Origin of the sequence: Fictibacillus arsenicus, from assembly GCF_001642935.1 — a bacterium.
Classification (GTDB): Bacteria; Bacillota; Bacilli; order Bacillales; family Fictibacillaceae; genus Fictibacillus; species Fictibacillus arsenicus_B.
In genome coordinates this window covers 1,966,274-1,982,138 of record NZ_CP016761.1, presented here as the reverse complement: position 1 = coordinate 1,982,138, position 15,865 = coordinate 1,966,274, and the positions used below count along the sequence as shown (strand labels likewise).

The following is a 15,865-nucleotide window of genomic DNA, read 5'->3' as shown; positions in this document are numbered from 1 at the left end:
ACTAGATACGGCCCTTTCGCTTTAAAGAGATGAAAAGAAGTAATGGTACGAATAAGTAAGTGAGTGCTCCTGCCCATATCTCTAGCTCTAACAAAATGTTTTGATTAGTTGCCTTTTTCCACAACAATTCATTACTCATCATTAAACAAATGAAAAATATAGCACAACATAATGCAAACCCTGATCGAGTCGTTTGATCTTTTGATTTCTTCAGAGTGATACGAGTTGCACCATAAAAAAGTAACAGGAAGATTGATATGGCGAATACAAAGTGAAATAAATATACAGAGATTAAAATTATATCTATTCGCTCAAACACTGGAGACTCCAGGTAACGTATCATTTCCATCACCGGCAATTTGTTTTCTCCTAGATAATGTGACCCGAAAAAAAACAATGATGCAATAAATATAAACAGATATTCAAAAATGGTAAATGCATTTCCGATTGTCATGTATTTGAGGATTTTTTCTCTCGTATTGAACCAAGGCGCAAGTAAAACCAAATATTCTGGCCCAGATAAGGCTGACCAGATGAATAGCACACCTTTCCATGATTTCATCGTCCATTCATATGGTATTAACGGAAATAGATCATGTATAGTAGCAAAAGGCTGAAAAGGGAAGTTCAATAATAACAAAAGCATCCAAGCTGTACACAAAAAAGCGATGACGATGTAACGGATCGTATTGGCCATCCCTAGTGAAGCAACATACCAGCAAATAAGCAAAATGAACAGAAGCATCCAATTCGTATTCACTGAAGGGAAGATGAATTGTTGTGCTAGTTCTATATATCCGAGTATAATTACTGTTACTTTTAATAAAATGAAACCGATTCCGATGAAAGCTAGTAACCGTACCATACGTTCACCGAAAAGTTCTACAAAACCTTCGTAGCCTTTAGATGCATACATGGAATTAAACCATTTCGATAACATGAATATACTGATTTGTGATAATAATCCTACAATGATAATCAACCAAATCATATAGGGATATATAAGAAAAACGGGCATGATGATCACAAAATATAACATTTGTATCCTATTGACCATTAAAGTCATATAAATACCCTCATACGAAGAGGTTTTCTCGAACAATGAAAATTCAGTCATGGGATCATCTCCTTCGGCTATAACGCCATTTCTGTAAAGGATGAAGAGCCTCTGGCCTTGTTTTCATCCAATGCAATGGTCCACGGATAAATAGATCAAGCCAATCTTTCCCATAAAAAGGCGTAACAGGGGTAAAATATGGTTGTTTCAAGGAAGTAAGTGCATTCAAATGGACAAAAAGTATAATGATGCCCATAAAAATGCCCATTACTCCAAGAAAAGAAGCAAGGATCAATAGCATAAACTGTATCAATGTGGTCGCTTTGGTCATCAAGTAATTCGGCACAAGAAAAGAAGCGATAGCAGAAATACCAACCAAAACGATCAGAACTTGACTAGCGAATCCTGCTTCTACCGCAGCTTGTCCAACGACAATACCACCGATGACGCCTAACGTTTGACCAGATTTCGTAGGCATTCTTAGACTTGCTTCTTTAATGACTTCAAGTGTCACCAACATAATGAGCGATTCCCAAAACGGAGTTAGTGGCAATTGACCTCTCGTTTCCACAAGGACGAATAGAATTTGCAAGGGAATCATCTGATAATGATGTGTCGTTAAAGCAACATATAGTGGAATCATCAGCAAGGAGAGCATGAAACTTAAATATCTTATGATCCGCAAGAAGCTTGCAACGATCCAGCGATTAATATAATCCTCAGGTGATTGGAATAAATGGAAAAAGTTGATTGGAGCATTCAGGGCAAACGGTGTATTATCCACTAGAATGGTAACTTTGCCGACGCCTAGTGAGTAGGCACACACATCAGGACGGTCAGTCTGTTGAAATTGTGGAAATACACTATGTTTATGATCTTCAATGAAAGCTGCTAATTGGGAGGAGTCAAGGATCTGATCATAATTGATATTCTTGATTTTCTCCCTGGCAATAGTATAAAAATGGGGATTCGTCAAACCTTCAATATACATTAAGACAACATTTGTTTCAGTTAGTGATCCTACCGTGAATTTTTCTGTTTTCAAGGTGGTTATTGGCAGCCTTCTGCGGATCAATGCGATATTCTGTTCTAGGTTTTCAGTGAAACTGTCTTTGGCTCCATAAAGAATTGTTTCTGTTTCAGAGGTTTCTATCCCACGTCCTAATGGATCTTTAAGATTGACTGAACACCATTGATTTTCATCGGTGTCAAAAATAAGGATGGCTCCCAGCATCAATTGCTTTTCGGCCTCTTCCACCATTAAAATTTCTGTAATTTTGGAGGCAGAAATACATTCCGAAAGATTTTCATTGCCGCAGCTCCGTAATGGTTGAATTACAGATTCATTCAACCTTGCTTTATCAATCAATGTTCTTATGTATACCAGTATAATTGTCGAATCATTATGGGTTTGATGTTCGATTATTTCAGCGTCTTCCATATTGTCTACGCGTTCACGGAGAACCTCTAGTGTGATAGGAGTATTTGGGGCTTTCCCTGTGCTATTTTCCATTCGATTTCCTACCCCTATACTCTTCCTCTTCCTAAACATAAACATCAATCTCCTAATAAGATAATGTATATACACCTTTGTTATTATGTACAGATTCAGACAATTTACACCATCAGAAAATGACATAAGAACCAAAAAAACCGCCAAGTGATTTTAGCGGTTTATCGTCCCATATTCTTTTTTAACCAAAACCCTTATCTTTAGGTCGGATGTATCCGCATGCTACCTTGGTCAGTCCTGAAGGGGTTTATTTTTTCATAGCGTTCTGTGTACGTTCGTAATTAAGATGTTTTAAGAATTATTGAAAAACACTCCCTTAGCTTTTGCAATCAATTGGTCCTCCTCATCATAAATTAAACAATCGGCATGCGTAAGGTTTCTCCCTTCCTTGACTAGATGTGCATGCGCGAGTAAACAATCCCCTTTTGCGCCTTTTAAAAAGGTCACATTAAGGTCTACTGTTACTACTTTTTGTATATTGTTTTCATCAGCCTCAATTGTATTGCACATCGCTACATCAGCGAGTGATGATATGATACCCCCATGTACCACCCCTAAACTATTTAAATATAGTCGTTTAATAGGTAAAACCACTCTAACGCTTTTTTCGTCAATTCTTTCATATTGAAGACCTAAGAATTCATCAAATGGTTGTTGTATAAACACTGTCCTCACTCCAAACAATTAGGCGTTTATTTTTTGATACCCTCATAAAGCATAGCATAAAGTCTTTTAATATGGATTCAACGTTTTGCAAGGAAAGAAGATAATCTTTTTAAGTCTTAAAGAAATGCTTCCGCCAGTAAGGAGTAAGATTGAATCTTGTCTTGAAAATCATAGACATTAGTCAGGATCATGAATTCGTCTGTTTGATAAAATTCACTTAATCGAAGGAGTTCCTCTCTTACCTTCTCAGGAGTTCCGATTACCATTCGATTCCGATTTTCGATTACTTTTGCCTGGTCTTCTTTTGATAATGATATACTCTTTGACTCACGCTTAGAGGGAATATGGGTATTCCTCCCCTTCTCAACTGCTAACAGCCACAGGTCCTGGCTCAGTGCCATTTCTACTGCTTGTTCTTGTGTTGGAGCACATACCACAAATATACACACGATTGTTTTTGGTTTAGCTAAAGATTTAGAAGGTTGGAAGTTATTCCTATAGGTTTCCATCGTTCTTTTCCCATTAATTGGATTGATAAAATGACCATAGGTAAAGGCTGTTCCCTTCTCAGCTGCTAATCTTGCCCCTCGATGTGTGACACCTAAAAGCCATAATTGCGGTTTTGTTTCAACAGAAGGATAAGCAATCACATCATAATAAGGGTGTGAATCGGGTAATTGATCATAAATAAAGCCTTGTAGGTCAGTGACTTGTCTTGGGAATTCATTCATACTTTTTCGCAATCCGTCAGTGAGGGCTAACCGAGTCGATGAAGAACCTCCGGGTGAACGCCCGATTCCCAAGTCAATTCTATTTGGATACAATGCGTCTAGAACCTTGAAATTTTCTGCTACTTTAAAAGGACTATATTGTGGAAGCAAAACCCCACCTGAACCTACACGTATCTTATTTGTATGTGATGCAATACTTGAGATCAGCACCTCTGGTGATGTACCCGCTATTCCATTTGAATTATGATGCTCAGCTACCCAAAATCGAGTGTATCCCAATTCCTCTGTAATTTTTGCCAATCGTACTGTATTTTGTAGGGCAATATCTGCATTTTGTGCATTACTTATGACAGATTGATCGAGTACACTCAGTTTCATTAAAATGACCTTCTTTCATGACAATTCTCTTAAATAAAATTTTGCCGGCTATAGGGACTATTTCCGCATTCCTGGAGATTGAGTGTTCATTTGCGAAAAGGCTCACCCTATAATTATGAGCGGTTTTGTCATAAGAAACAGGGGATTGATCTAAAATACTTAATCTCATATGGGATCTCTCTTTCTAGACCAGTCATTATTACAATTATCATATCTTATTATACATAACCATATTAAAGCAAAATATAAGTAAAAACAGATCACATTGAATGGACCTGAATCCAACTGTGATCTGTTTTTTGTAAAAATCAAGCTTGTAGAGCTTGTTTTACCACCTCTTCTAATGAAGTTGGTGTACCAATCAGTTTTTGCAAATCTCCAGAAGTTCTGGAGGTCTCCCCTTCAGAAACTGCTTGATAAATACCGGCCGACATTTCAACCACTGGTTTTGGCCAAACCTACAATGATAAGATAATCTTTCATTTCATCATCAATGTCGGTTCTACTTCTAGGTTCCTTTGAAATATTTTTTAATAAAATACGACTAAGACTAATTCATGATTAACTTTTTAGCTTTAGGATATAATAAAAAAATAGTTTGAAGCAAGGAGGTTTTATATATATTAAAGAACTTAAATGAAAAAGATTTTGAAACAACAGTTAAAAATTCAGAAAAACCTTTTGTCTTAAAATTCACAGCAGATTGGTGACCAGGTTGTAAACAACTGGGTCCAGTTGTAAGCAGTGTTTCAGAGGAATTAAATCAAATTGATTTTTATAGCGTGGATGTTGATGAATCACCTAATCTTCCGAAACAATTTGGAGTAATGAGCATTCCTACGATGATTTTATTTAAAGATGGCAACGAAGTAGACCGAGTAACAGGAGCGATTCCTGAGGAAGCTGTAAGGGAGTTTGCATTACAATAGAGCTGTAAAAGCAGACGGATTTTTTCGTCTGCTTTCTGTTATTCATCTATTCACTTTTATCGTTCAATGTTCTTGTTCCAGGAATAACACACCCTTCAGGACCACAAACTAAATCACCTTTTAATTGAGCTTCCTTAGCCTTTTCTTTTTCTAATTGCTTCTGTTGCCATTCGATATCAATCATTTGGGAAAACTTCTCAGGATAACGGATATAACAGCGTTGCTTACGAATTAGAAAATTATCTGTATCAAGAAGAAGAGCCTTATTCAATTCTTTTAAGGCTTCTTCCTTTTTGCCATTTTTCGCATATTCCCTACCAAGGTTATATTTTGTTTGAGATAGTTGTTTTTCTAACTCCACCATTCCCCAGCAACGCAGCTGGAGCCTGTGACCCTATGACAGTACCGGTTTCAATATCAATAAGAGTAAATTAGCTCGGGATATGGGAGTTGATCGGAGGACGGTTGATAAGTAACAAAGTAGATGAACCATATTGCAGGTAAGTTATATCCGTTACCCATTTTTGATTAGGCTTATCTGCTGTAATCATTACCCTATTTTTACATGTACGTTTTGTTTATTTCTTCCAGAATATATACAAATACTGATAGCTCTTAAACCCGGATATCCATCTTTTGGACATTGTTTATTATTTTTGGTGATTGTTAAACACCTTTCACAAATCTTACGATGTTTACCTTGGAGACTTTCTATAGAATCTCTCCTTCGTACAAACATGAACCTGAAAGACATTATAAATAAAGATAGAATCACTTCATTTAACTTTTTCTGCTGTATAGAGTCTTTGCTTTACCAAAACAGTATATTATGTATATTCCATCCTTGAAAGTAAGCACTTTATTTGTATATAGTTACATTTAGATTATATAGTGTAAAAGATAATACTATAAATATAAAAGTAAAAAAGCCTTGAGCAGCAATCATGTAAAAATCGCTGTTCAAGGCTTTTTAATCTATTTTTATTAGATATGGTGTTGTTTCTACTCTTTAAATACACAGTAATATAAAAAACACGGTTAAAAATGGCTAACCGTGGTAAGTTAAGATTGTCTTACAGGATGAAAAGAAACTTTTTTCTACTTAACAGCTGATCGATCCTCAGTTTCCTTTTCCAATACATTCTCAATATAATCTTTTCCCCATTCATACATAGCATCAATAATCGGTAAAAGTCTTTTTCCATGCTCAGTCAATGAATATTCAACTTTCGGTGGAACTACAGGGTAAACTTCACGATGTACTATTAAATGATCTTCAAGTTCGCGTAATTGATTAACAAGCATTCTTTGGGTAATACCCGGCATAAGGGATTTTAATTCACCAAATCGTTTCGTTCCTTCTTTGCCTAGATGCCATAAAATCAACAATTTCCATTTACCACCAATTACTGAAAGTGTTAATTCTTTTTCACAGTTGAAAGTTTTATCTCCTAAATTTGGCATTCACTTCACCTCCCCCTTATTTTATCCATTAGTATACTTTTTAGCACTATATGGGATAAAAGTGCGTACTTTTAATTTTGGAATATACTCAATATACTTAGTAACGTGCTAGTGAGTAAATAGTTTTTCAAAAGGAAACATTTACAAATGTCGAATGACAGCCTCTTAGCACAATATAAAACATTTTATAAGGAGCGAATATAAATGAAATTACAATTAGCATTAGATCTTGTCGATATTCCGGGAGCAATTGAATTAGTGAAAGAGGTAGAAGAGCATATTGATGTTGTAGAAATTGGTACACCTGTGGTGATCAATGAAGGTCTTAAAGCAGTGAAAGAAGTAAAAGCTGCATTTCCTAAATTAACCGTATTAGCTGACTTGAAAATTATGGATGCAGCTGGATATGAAGTAAGTCAAGCATCTGCGGCAGGTGCTGACATCATTACGATTCTTGGAACTGCAGAAGACGAGTCAATTAAAGGTGCAGTAGAAGAAGCTAAAAAACAAGGGAAACAAATCCTTGCTGATATGATCGCTGTTAAGGATATTGCAGCCCGTGCAAAAGAACTAGATGAACTTGGCGTTGATTATATTTGTGTTCATACTGGCTACGATCTTCAAGCAGTTGGAAAGAACTCTTTTGAAGATTTACAAACCATCAATGGTGTTGTAAAAAATGCTAAAACTGCAATCGCAGGTGGTATTAAGTTAGACACACTTGCAGAAGTCATCAAAGTACAACCAGACCTTGTCATTGTAGGTGGCGGGATTACTGGACAAGCTGATAAAAAAGCTGTTGCTGCCAAAATGCAACAAATGATTAATCAAGGGTAATTCAGATCATGAATACAACTCAATACCTAGCTGAAATCATAAAAGAGTTAAATCGCTCCGTAGATTTAATTTCGAATGATGAAGCTGAAAAATTAGTTAATGGGATTCTTGAATCAAAAAAAATCTTTGTTGCAGGCGCAGGTAGATCTGGATTTATGGCCAAATCATTCGCCATGCGAATGATGCATATGGGGATAGATGCCTATGTGATTGGCGAAACAGTAACCCCTAACTTTGAAAAAGATGACATCTTAATCATTGGATCAGGTTCAGGAGAAACGAAAGGTTTAGTTTCCATGGCTGAGAAGGCAAAAAGCATCGGTGGGACGATTGCAGCTGTAACCATTTTCCCTGAGTCCACTATTGGACAATTAGCGGATATCACAATTAAGTTGCCTGGCTCACCTAAAGATCAGTCGGAGAGTGATTTTAATACGATTCAACCAATGGGCTCATTATTTGAGCAAACACTTTTACTACTTTACGACGCTGTGATTCTTCTGTTCATGGAGAAAAAAGGTTTGGATACCAATAAAATGTACGGTAGACACGCCAACTTAGAATAAATATATTATTCCTCGAGTTCTAAATAGGAAAGACCGCAAGCTGTTTCCATGCAAGATTGTGGTCTTTCTGTTAGAATGAACTACTTCAATTTGTAATAATTTTAGGAGTGATAAAATGATTTCTTTAAATGGAAAAACTGCAATAGTTACTGGCGCAGGAAGAGGCATTGGACGTGCTACTGCTATCGCCTTAGCAAAAGAAGGCGTTCATTTAGGCCTAATCGGCTTAAATATGTCTAATCTAGAAAAGGTAACTGCTGAACTAGCACAATTTGATGTAAAGGTTTCTGCAGTAACAGCAGATGTGACCGACCTTGAATCCGTTACCCATGCTGTTGAACATATCAAATCAGACTTAGGCCCAATTGATATCCTAATCAACAATGCTGGTGTTGCTAAATTTGGTGGGTTCCTTGATCTAACACCAGAAGAATGGGAAAAAATCATCCAAGTCAATTTAATGGGTGTGTATAATGTAACAAGAGCAGTATTACCAGGAATGATCGAAAGAAAATCAGGAGATATCATCAATATCTCTTCATCTGCTGGTCAAAAAGGTGCTCCTGTTACAAGTGCATACAGTGCTTCTAAATTCGCTGTTTTAGGGCTAACAGAATCACTTATGCTAGAAGTAAGAAAACATAATGTCCGTGTTACTGCTTTAACACCAAGTACGGTCGTTACAGATTTAGCCATTGATACAAATCTTGTTAAAGGCAATGAAGAAAACGTGATGCACCCAGAAGACCTTGCAGAATTAGTCGTGGCTAGTTTAAAATTTAATCCAAGAGTATTCGTTAAAACAGCTGGATTATGGTCAACAAATCCATCATAAAACGAAGCAGATCCAGTGGGGTCTGCTTCTTTAGTTCGTACAAAATACTCTTATATGTATCAGTGATACAAGGACATTACTTTCTCTAAATCAACAATTAACTGGTTAACTTCATTCTGTGCTAAGCGTACAAGCATTTGATCGTATAAAGTAATAATTTGCCCATCCTCTTCATGCTGATGTTTTATTAAATAATGATAAATATTATTTAACTGGTCTTCATTAAGGACCGACTCTGTTTCGAAATTCTTAACTTTCTGTAAGGAAAATTCATTGATAGTCGGATCAAATTCACCTGCAATAATGTCCCCTTTTACGAACATCCTCTCACTCCTCAAAGTCAGTATAGGATAGTTTTCCCACATAATATGGTAAATAAATCTTTACTCCTTAATTTATAGAATATGAGGGCTTTTCAAATGTTTAATTTATACCTTAGCATCAACGATTTTTCAAATAATATCCAATGGCATTTTCCTAGTAGGTTTAGGAAATACTTGATCAATTCTACTGAGATCTTCTTCAGTAAACTCAATTGTTGCTGCTTCAGCATTTGCTAAAACATGTTCATCTTGAACCGCTTTCACCTTGATTTGGAGCTCTGATTCCCCATCAGACTTCAGCGCAAAAATCAGTACCAAATATTTATTATAATAACAATGAAAGAATCTAAATAAAACTGAACAACCTGCCCCCGGTCAAATACCTAGAACAGGTTGCGGCATAGGTGTTTTTTCTGATTCCCATTTTAGGGGTTCAGACTATAACCGGTTTGAGTTTTTAATCTGATTTATTCTTGTTTACCATATATCCAATCTGCTTTTAAACGGTTAAACTCACCCTGGAGCTCCATTTCTTCCATCCATAGATCCACCCAGTTTTGAAAAACAGTATCGTTTTGGTGCATAAGGTAGCCTTTTTGACTTTTAGTAAAAGTATTATCTGTTAGGGCTGCATAAAGTCTAGAGTCCTGCCCTGCATAAAAAATCGCTTCTACACTGTCAGTAATCATAACATCTATCTCACCGTTGGCAACCATCGGTGGAATGTCTAGATTATTATTAATTACAACTACTTTCGCTTTTTTAATGTTAGCATTAACAAAGTTTTGATTGGTTCCTCCTGGGTTCACACCAATTATTACATCTGGTCGATCGATACCTTCTAAGCTTTTAAATCGTTCCTGATCTTCTTTTCTAATTAATGGAGCCTTACCATCATTCAAGTATGGCTGAGTGAAGTGTGCTAAAAGGATGAAAAATGGCTTCAGGAAGAGTTAAGGAACAAAGGGTTTCACCAACTCAATAACATCTTTTATGCGGCAGTTAATGATAAAGATCATTCATTATTCGTTGACACTGGCAATCAATAATCTTGATTTGTAAACACACAAACACCTAAAAGAAAAGAAAGAAATGGAACATATTTCCAAATGATGCCTATTCATAAAACGTATCGACTTAGCTTCAATCGGTTACCTTAAGGATGAGCAATCTCGATTGCTCAAATAACTGTGTGGAGTGATGTATCATGGCAAGAAACAAACTTTTGGTACCTGGTGCAGAGAACGCATTAGAACAGATGAAGCAAGAAGTTGCCAATGAGATTGGAGTTCAACCTGGTGCAGATACTACCGCACGTGCAAACGGTGCTGTTGGAGGGCAAATGACTAAGCGTCTAGTCGCAATGGCAGAACAGCAGCTAAGTAACCAACAAGGTCAGTAACGTTGGTTCTAAAGAGACCCATTCAACTGGGTCTCTTTCCGTATTTACGTTAGGAACTTTCTAAGACATTGATTCCTTCTTAAAAAGTTTCTGATTTAATTCTAACTCCCGTAAAGCAGTTTTTTTGCTGTCCAATTTACAGATCAATATCTTTTTGCTAACAGATTTCTTCACCATTAGTATATTTTATGACATTCCTTTTTCTCAGATAAAATATCAATCGTTAGCTTTTAATCCTTCATATAACTCTCTTACTGCTTTTTCTTCTAAGCTTTCTCCAAACTCCACAACTCCTCCAGGGAATCCCACTTATTAATATCTGACCACTGTTGGAGTAAAACTTCTCTTTCATTAAAAATACGATAATCGGCTTTTTGTTGAATAAGAAACTATTATTTAATGCCAAACAATTGTCGTCTAAATATTATAAATATACCAATTACAAATTATAGAGATTTTTATACTAAAAACATATATAAGAGCAGGATCCTACCTTTACGTATGATAGTGTTAATTTACTATATTAACTCCCAAAGTTTCCGGTTTTACTATACCTAAGAGTATAGACACGGGACTTTGTCTACACTCTTAATTACTAAATGCTATTTTTAACTTAATCCGGTGTGACAAATTTATGATTTCTCCTTCAATAAACCGGTTACAATAGGGAAAGCCAATATAATTTTTTGAGGATTACTTTTGTCGAATAGCACCACTTTTCCTTTGGTAGGTTCTTTTCCAGAGTCCCATTAAATTTTCAAGTTGATTCCTGTTTATTTCATCGATTTTTTGCATTTTGTTTTTATTTTTCATCTGTTTCTCTCCTACTAAATCTTTTTATTTTTACGTTTTCAATTAGTTGTCGCTAAGCATTGGTTTTAACTTATTGAGAATGTCGTTTAATCTTTGAGTATTTTTATAATACATTTGCTGCGACTTTTTAGATTCAGTCTGAAGAGCAAACAATTCCAAATCGGCTTGACATTTTTTTAATGATGCAAGAAGTAATGGTTTTTCTTGTGGAGAAGGGACATTGATCTTATCATCATAAAGATCTATTGTTAACTGGCCATATGAATCGATTTGTCCTAGAAAAACATTTTCAATAGAAACCCCCATTTTCTCTAATTCCTCATTTAACCAACCTCGGTTAAATCCGCGAGTTGAAAGTGGCTCATCTAAAATATTTCCATCCATTATGACTGTTTGAGGTTCCTTAAGAGAAGCTACTGTTAATTGAAGATCCTTTGCAGTAAGAGGCTGATTTTCCTTTTTTAATAAAGCACTTATATCACCATTTGGCTCTATTACTGCAAATTCTACATCTGAAACTTGAAAAATATTTTTATTTCTTAGTTGCTCGAGTAATTCATCAATGGTGTATTTTTCCTTTTTTAAATTATCTTCCATAACCTTTCCATCTTTAATGACGATAGTCGCTTTTCCTTCTACAAAATCCCTTACATTTTTGCTTTTTAAGGAGAAGAATCCGACAATAATAGGAAATAACGTCCAAATTGTCATACTTATAAGTCCATGCATGATATGGCGTTCTAAGCCCATCGTTACTTCTGCGGCAATACTGCCGATAGTAATCCCAGTCACATATTCAAAAAAGGATAATTGGGCTAACTGTTTTTTACCTAGCCATTTTGTTAATAAGAAGAGTGCAATTAAAAACGTAAACGATCGAACAACAATGTCTACCCAATCCAGCATAACCATAACAATCTCCTTTAGTTAACGAACTATTTGCCTTTATATTGTGGTTCTTCGAATTCAAGTTGACCGATTCTTTCTTTTAAATCTGAAATCGTCTTTTCCACCTCTAACATACTCTCGTGAAATACTTTTTTTGCCTGTTCGTCAGAAGATTTTTGCGCTAAATTACTTAAGGTCGCGTGAGCACTTTTCAAGCTCACCATACATTGTTTAACATTTGATGCTACTGTCATTTTTCACCCAACCTCTATCCTTTTGGTTTAAACAGCAAAGCCCCTATAAATCCGAATATGATGGCTGCTGATATACCTGCACTTGTGACTTTAAACATGCCTGTTATGACACCTATAATCCCGTGCTTTTCCCCTTCTGCCATGGCTCCATCCACGAGTGAATTTCCGAAGCTTGTGATGGGAACAGTCGCTCCTGCTCCCGCAAAATCTATTAGTGGCTCATATAAACCGAACCCATCAAGAATGGCACCAGCAACCACTAAAGTTGCCATCGTATGCGCCGGTGTTAATTTAAAAACATCAAACATAATCTGGCCAATTACACAAATGGCTCCACCAATCACAAAGGCCCAAAAAAGGATTGCCATTATTTTGCACCTCCTAATTCAATGGACACCGCATGAGCGATGCAAGGAATGGTTTCATTTTGCTGGTAGGTCAAGGGGGAAAGAAGCGCTCCTGTAGCAACGACAAGAATTTTTTTAAATTCCCCTTTTTTCATTCGATTTAATAAATGGCCATAAACAACCGTTGCAGAACAGCCGCATCCACTCGCTCCGGCTAAAACCGGCTGTCCTTCCCGGTAAATCATCATGCCGCAATCTTGGAATTTTTCCGTGGTTAAAGATATACCGTGTTTATTAAGTAAATCTAACGCTATTTTGTGGCCAATTTCACCTAAATCACCAGTTACAATAAGGTCATAATAGGAAGAATCTATTTCTCGATCTCTAAAATGGGCCTCAATGGTATCTACAGCAGCCGGAGCCATTGCTCCTCCCATATTAAAGGGATCGGACAACCCCATATCGATTACTTTTCCAATCGTGGCAGAAGTCACATATGGACCTTCACCCTTGTCACTTAAAAGGGCACTTCCAGCTCCTGTTACCGTCCATTGTGATGTTGGCGGTTTCTGTCCGCCATATTCTGTCGGGTAGCGGAATTGCTTTTCCACAGCTGCATTATGGCTTGCTGTTCCAGTCAATAAGTATTTTGCTCCTTTTCCATTAACGATAAAAGCACCCAAAGCTAGTCCCTCCATTGAAGTGGAACAAGCGCCGAATAATCCTAGATAAGGGGCTTCCATAGTTCTGCAGGCGAAGCTTGTACTCGTTATCTGATTAATAAGATCTCCCGCTAGAATAAATTGAATATCCTCTTTTTGAAGGCCGGCTTTTTCAATTGCTTTTTGACAAGATTCTTCAAATAACACGGTTTGAGCTTGCTCATATGAATCCTGGCCCAGCCATAAATCCTCATGAAGGAGATCAAAATCATCAGCAATTTGCCCTTTAGCTTCAAAGGGCCCTCCGATCGTTCCCGTTGAGATGATTACAGGCTTATTTTCAAACACCCATGTCCGATGTCCGTTTAACATTTACAGACCTCCATATTGAATTAGAATGGTTTTAATGAGTGCGATCACAAAGGCTGAGAATACCCCAAATAATATAACTGATCCTGCTAACTTAAACATATTACTGCCGACGCCTAGGACAAACCCTTCAGTACGATGTTCGATTGCAGCTGCAATCACAGAATTACCAAAGCCAGTTACCGGAACCGCAGTACCTGCTCCGCCAAACTGCGCCATACGGTCATAAACACCAAAGCCTGTTAATAACATCGAAATAAAAATTAATGTCGCAACAGTCGGATTCCCCACGTTTTGTTCTGTAAAATCAAAGTAGGTGACATACATGATGGAAATTAACTGTCCTACAAAACAAATAAAACCACCAACTAAAAATGCTTTTATACAATTGGAAATGACCGGTCTTTTTGTTTCGTGTTCATCCTGAAATTTTTGATATTCCTGTTGAACTGGCGTTACTTCTTTATTGTTATTTGCCATGTTAAGCACCCCTTCCAAAAGTGATAAGACAAATAGCATTTTGTATTTTTATGCCTCGTCCGTCGCCTTAGCTTTAATCTTTTTAAGTTCTTTTTTTATTTTTTTATTATCCATTTTTGGATCATCTAATTTGCTTTCCAATTCATCCAGCTTCAAAAAAATCTTCTGATCTGTACTTACATAAACTTTCATGCTTGGGTTTTGTTCGTTCACTCGCTTTTTTATTTTCTTTTTGAGACTATTTAACTGAAAACGTTCTAAATGTTTTGGTTTAACTGCCAAAAACATTTCTTTATCGGTATTCACCGCTTTAACGTCTGTAATTTCAGGCATAGAAAGAATGGCTTTTTTTGCTTCTTGAGAAGGAGTCTGGTTGTTTTGTTTATATGCAATTTGAATGGTAGAATCATTCTTGTTTTTTTCACTTTCATTCTTTGATTGATTACAACTGGTTAAAAGGATCAAAAATAATAAAATCGAAATCAGAGGAACCTTTGATTGAATTTTTATCATGCGACCACCTCATTGCCTAAATATGTAATATTAGAAAAGGATGACATCATCATCCTTTTCTCTCATATGTTACTGTTGTTTATATTGTGGCTCTTCTTGTTCGATTTCTTGCAAACGCGGACTTAAAGAATCCACTAAGGTTTGTGCTTGTTGGGCTGCATTTTGATATAATTGTTTGGCTTGCTGGTTTTCAGTGTCAAGAGCAAATGTCTCAAGACTTGCCTGAGCACTTTTTAATCCTGCAAGGGTTGTTTTTAGATTGCTTGCAACTGTCATTTTATTTCCTCCTTTAATGTGGGTCTCTTTAGGATACTTCTGTTCTTTCTTTAGTTCGTGAGATGACAGATCATTTAGTAGCGAACCCAGTTTCTTGTCCCGAATCATCTTTTTAGAACAATTGTTAGTGTTTGAAAAAAATCATATTTTATACATGAAGGGATACGAAATCCGGAATGAAGTATTTTGTGGTATGGGCGTAAAAAAACAACCCTTCTAAAGAAAAAGTTCCAACGTCGTATGAAAATGAATTCACAAATTTCCTTTTTAGGAATATATATATTAAATCATAAAAGTCCAATTTCACGGGGATGACCCAAAAGTATAAAAACTTTTGAGGTCATGCCTCTTTTTTTCTGTATTATTTTGTTTTCATAAAAAAAAATAGACTTTTTGTGTTTTAGGCGGCCTTCTTGGCCGCCGATTTTAATAGGTTGTGGGCTAACCCGAAATGGACATCCATCGCAATCTTTACACCGATAAAGTCGTATTGTGGATTCATATCCTGATTCAGTTACCTGTTTCTTCTCACTTGATAAATATAGATATTTTCCTGCAGCAC

Annotated in this window: 19 protein-coding genes and 2 pseudogenes; 5 read left to right on the top strand and 16 right to left on the bottom strand. The window is 36.4% G+C overall.

Annotation, left to right across the window (positions count from 1 at the left end):
- Position 1: 1 nt before the first annotated feature.
- From ABE41_RS10310 to ABE41_RS10295, 4 genes are all read right to left on the bottom strand, one after another.
- Positions 2-1,117 (bottom strand): GerAB/ArcD/ProY family transporter, encoded by a 1,116-nt coding sequence (locus ABE41_RS10310; RefSeq protein ID WP_066289711.1) that lies wholly within the window; start codon positions 1,115-1,117, stop codon positions 2-4.
- A 4-nt stretch (positions 1,118-1,121) separates the two neighbouring features.
- Positions 1,122-2,609, bottom strand: coding sequence for a spore germination protein (locus ABE41_RS10305; protein WP_066289708.1), 1,488 nt, complete (start codon positions 2,607-2,609; stop codon positions 1,122-1,124).
- Positions 2,610-2,861: 252 nt separating this feature from the next.
- Complete coding sequence (locus ABE41_RS10300; protein WP_066289706.1) at positions 2,862-3,236, bottom strand: PaaI family thioesterase; 375 nt, start codon at positions 3,234-3,236, stop codon at positions 2,862-2,864.
- Positions 3,237-3,352: 116 nt separating this feature from the next.
- Positions 3,353-4,345: an LLM class flavin-dependent oxidoreductase gene (locus ABE41_RS10295; RefSeq protein ID WP_066289704.1), complete on the bottom strand. Its 993-nt coding sequence runs from the start codon at positions 4,343-4,345 to the stop codon at positions 3,353-3,355.
- A gap of 722 nt (positions 4,346-5,067) precedes the next feature.
- On the opposite strand from ABE41_RS10295, the pseudogene ABE41_RS21390 reads away from it, so the two are divergent.
- Positions 5,068-5,274, top strand: a pseudogene (locus ABE41_RS21390) (thioredoxin family protein); the annotation flags it as partial.
- A gap of 46 nt (positions 5,275-5,320) precedes the next feature.
- Here ABE41_RS21390 and ABE41_RS10285 read toward each other — a convergent pair.
- Both ABE41_RS10285 and ABE41_RS10280 read right to left on the bottom strand, forming a co-directional pair.
- Positions 5,321-5,638, bottom strand: a complete 318-nt coding sequence (locus tag ABE41_RS10285) for a tetratricopeptide repeat protein (protein WP_066289701.1) — start codon at positions 5,636-5,638, stop codon at positions 5,321-5,323.
- A gap of 734 nt (positions 5,639-6,372) precedes the next feature.
- Complete coding sequence (locus tag ABE41_RS10280) at positions 6,373-6,738, bottom strand: winged helix-turn-helix transcriptional regulator (RefSeq protein ID WP_066289698.1); 366 nt, start codon at positions 6,736-6,738, stop codon at positions 6,373-6,375.
- A gap of 204 nt (positions 6,739-6,942) precedes the next feature.
- On the opposite strand from ABE41_RS10280, the gene hxlA reads away from it, so the two are divergent.
- The 3 genes from hxlA to ABE41_RS10265 all read left to right on the top strand — a co-directional run bounded on the left by hxlA (position 6,943) and on the right by ABE41_RS10265 (position 8,976).
- A complete protein-coding gene (gene hxlA, locus ABE41_RS10275) occupies positions 6,943-7,575 on the top strand; it encodes a 3-hexulose-6-phosphate synthase (RefSeq protein WP_066289696.1) in 633 nt (210 codons plus the stop codon).
- A gap of 8 nt (positions 7,576-7,583) precedes the next feature.
- Entirely contained in the window at positions 7,584-8,141 is a 558-nt protein-coding gene (gene hxlB / locus ABE41_RS10270; RefSeq protein WP_066289693.1) for a 6-phospho-3-hexuloisomerase, read from the top strand.
- A 115-nt stretch (positions 8,142-8,256) separates the two neighbouring features.
- The gene (locus ABE41_RS10265) at positions 8,257-8,976 is read left to right on the top strand and encodes a 3-ketoacyl-ACP reductase (RefSeq protein ID WP_066289690.1); all 720 of its coding nucleotides are present in this window, start codon (positions 8,257-8,259) and stop codon (positions 8,974-8,976) included.
- 59 nt (positions 8,977-9,035) lie between these two features.
- On the opposite strand, the gene ABE41_RS10260 is transcribed toward ABE41_RS10265, so the two are convergent.
- Both ABE41_RS10260 and ABE41_RS10255 read right to left on the bottom strand, forming a co-directional pair.
- Positions 9,036-9,299: a hypothetical protein gene (locus ABE41_RS10260; protein WP_066289689.1), complete on the bottom strand. Its 264-nt coding sequence runs from the start codon at positions 9,297-9,299 to the stop codon at positions 9,036-9,038.
- A 467-nt stretch (positions 9,300-9,766) separates the two neighbouring features.
- Positions 9,767-10,201: a type 2 periplasmic-binding domain-containing protein gene (locus tag ABE41_RS10255; RefSeq protein ID WP_066289687.1), complete on the bottom strand. Its 435-nt coding sequence runs from the start codon at positions 10,199-10,201 to the stop codon at positions 9,767-9,769.
- A gap of 305 nt (positions 10,202-10,506) precedes the next feature.
- Here ABE41_RS10255 and ABE41_RS10250 point away from each other — a divergent pair, with 305 nt between their 5' ends.
- Positions 10,507-10,701 carry an alpha/beta-type small acid-soluble spore protein gene (locus ABE41_RS10250; protein ID WP_066289685.1) on the top strand — a complete coding sequence of 65 codons (195 nt, stop codon included), beginning with the start codon at positions 10,507-10,509 and terminating at the stop codon, positions 10,699-10,701.
- Positions 10,702-11,556: 855 nt separating this feature from the next.
- On the opposite strand, the gene ABE41_RS10245 is transcribed toward ABE41_RS10250, so the two are convergent.
- The 8 genes and pseudogenes from ABE41_RS10245 to ABE41_RS21605 form a co-directional block, all read right to left on the bottom strand.
- Positions 11,557-12,420, bottom strand: coding sequence for a DUF421 domain-containing protein (locus ABE41_RS10245; protein ID WP_066294774.1), 864 nt, complete (start codon positions 12,418-12,420; stop codon positions 11,557-11,559).
- A gap of 29 nt (positions 12,421-12,449) precedes the next feature.
- Positions 12,450-12,656, bottom strand: a complete 207-nt coding sequence (locus ABE41_RS10240) for a DUF1657 domain-containing protein (RefSeq protein WP_066289682.1) — start codon at positions 12,654-12,656, stop codon at positions 12,450-12,452.
- Positions 12,657-12,670: 14 nt separating this feature from the next.
- A complete protein-coding gene (gene spoVAE, locus ABE41_RS10235) occupies positions 12,671-13,024 on the bottom strand; it encodes a stage V sporulation protein AE (RefSeq protein ID WP_172827350.1) in 354 nt (117 codons plus the stop codon).
- Entirely contained in the window at positions 13,024-14,037 is a 1,014-nt protein-coding gene (gene spoVAD / locus ABE41_RS10230) for a stage V sporulation protein AD (protein ID WP_066289678.1), read from the bottom strand. The genes spoVAE and spoVAD overlap by 1 nt, the downstream gene beginning before the upstream one ends.
- Positions 14,038-14,514: a stage V sporulation protein AC gene (gene spoVAC, locus ABE41_RS10225; protein ID WP_066289675.1), complete on the bottom strand. Its 477-nt coding sequence runs from the start codon at positions 14,512-14,514 to the stop codon at positions 14,038-14,040.
- 48 nt (positions 14,515-14,562) lie between these two features.
- Positions 14,563-15,027 carry a YhcN/YlaJ family sporulation lipoprotein gene (locus ABE41_RS10220; protein WP_066289672.1) on the bottom strand — a complete coding sequence of 155 codons (465 nt, stop codon included), beginning with the start codon at positions 15,025-15,027 and terminating at the stop codon, positions 14,563-14,565.
- Positions 15,028-15,096: 69 nt separating this feature from the next.
- Positions 15,097-15,303, bottom strand: coding sequence for a DUF1657 domain-containing protein (locus ABE41_RS10215; RefSeq protein WP_066289666.1), 207 nt, complete (start codon positions 15,301-15,303; stop codon positions 15,097-15,099).
- Positions 15,304-15,590: 287 nt separating this feature from the next.
- Positions 15,591-15,857: pseudogene (locus ABE41_RS21605) on the bottom strand (hypothetical protein); the annotation flags it as partial.
- Positions 15,858-15,865: the final 8 nt, after the last annotated feature.

Excerpts from the sequence above, each read along its gene's own strand:
- spoVAC (WP_066289675.1), bottom strand. The coding sequence starts at position 14,514 with ATGGCAAATAACAATAAAGAAGTAACGCCAGTTCAACAGGAATATCAA.
- spoVAD (WP_066289678.1), bottom strand. The coding sequence starts at position 14,037 with ATGTTAAACGGACATCGGACATGGGTGTTTGAAAATAAGCCTGTAATC.
- hxlB (WP_066289693.1), top strand. The coding sequence starts at position 7,584 with ATGAATACAACTCAATACCTAGCTGAAATCATAAAAGAGTTAAATCGC.
- ABE41_RS10240 (WP_066289682.1), bottom strand. The coding sequence starts at position 12,656 with ATGACAGTAGCATCAAATGTTAAACAATGTATGGTGAGCTTGAAAAGT.
- ABE41_RS10295 (WP_066289704.1), bottom strand. The coding sequence starts at position 4,345 with ATGAAACTGAGTGTACTCGATCAATCTGTCATAAGTAATGCACAAAAT.
- hxlA (WP_066289696.1), top strand. The coding sequence starts at position 6,943 with ATGAAATTACAATTAGCATTAGATCTTGTCGATATTCCGGGAGCAATT.
- ABE41_RS10260 (WP_066289689.1), bottom strand. The coding sequence starts at position 9,299 with ATGTTCGTAAAAGGGGACATTATTGCAGGTGAATTTGATCCGACTATC.
- ABE41_RS10265 (WP_066289690.1), top strand. The coding sequence starts at position 8,257 with ATGATTTCTTTAAATGGAAAAACTGCAATAGTTACTGGCGCAGGAAGA.
- ABE41_RS10285 (WP_066289701.1), bottom strand. The coding sequence starts at position 5,638 with ATGGTGGAGTTAGAAAAACAACTATCTCAAACAAAATATAACCTTGGT.
- spoVAE (WP_172827350.1), bottom strand. The coding sequence starts at position 13,024 with ATGGCAATCCTTTTTTGGGCCTTTGTGATTGGTGGAGCCATTTGTGTA.
- ABE41_RS10305 (WP_066289708.1), bottom strand. The coding sequence starts at position 2,609 with ATGTTTAGGAAGAGGAAGAGTATAGGGGTAGGAAATCGAATGGAAAAT.
- ABE41_RS10220 (WP_066289672.1), bottom strand. The coding sequence starts at position 15,027 with ATGATAAAAATTCAATCAAAGGTTCCTCTGATTTCGATTTTATTATTT.
- ABE41_RS10215 (WP_066289666.1), bottom strand. The coding sequence starts at position 15,303 with ATGACAGTTGCAAGCAATCTAAAAACAACCCTTGCAGGATTAAAAAGT.
- ABE41_RS10245 (WP_066294774.1), bottom strand. The coding sequence starts at position 12,420 with ATGCTGGATTGGGTAGACATTGTTGTTCGATCGTTTACGTTTTTAATT.
- ABE41_RS10280 (WP_066289698.1), bottom strand. The coding sequence starts at position 6,738 with ATGCCAAATTTAGGAGATAAAACTTTCAACTGTGAAAAAGAATTAACA.
- ABE41_RS10310 (WP_066289711.1), bottom strand. The coding sequence starts at position 1,117 with ATGACTGAATTTTCATTGTTCGAGAAAACCTCTTCGTATGAGGGTATT.
- ABE41_RS10250 (WP_066289685.1), top strand. The coding sequence starts at position 10,507 with ATGGCAAGAAACAAACTTTTGGTACCTGGTGCAGAGAACGCATTAGAA.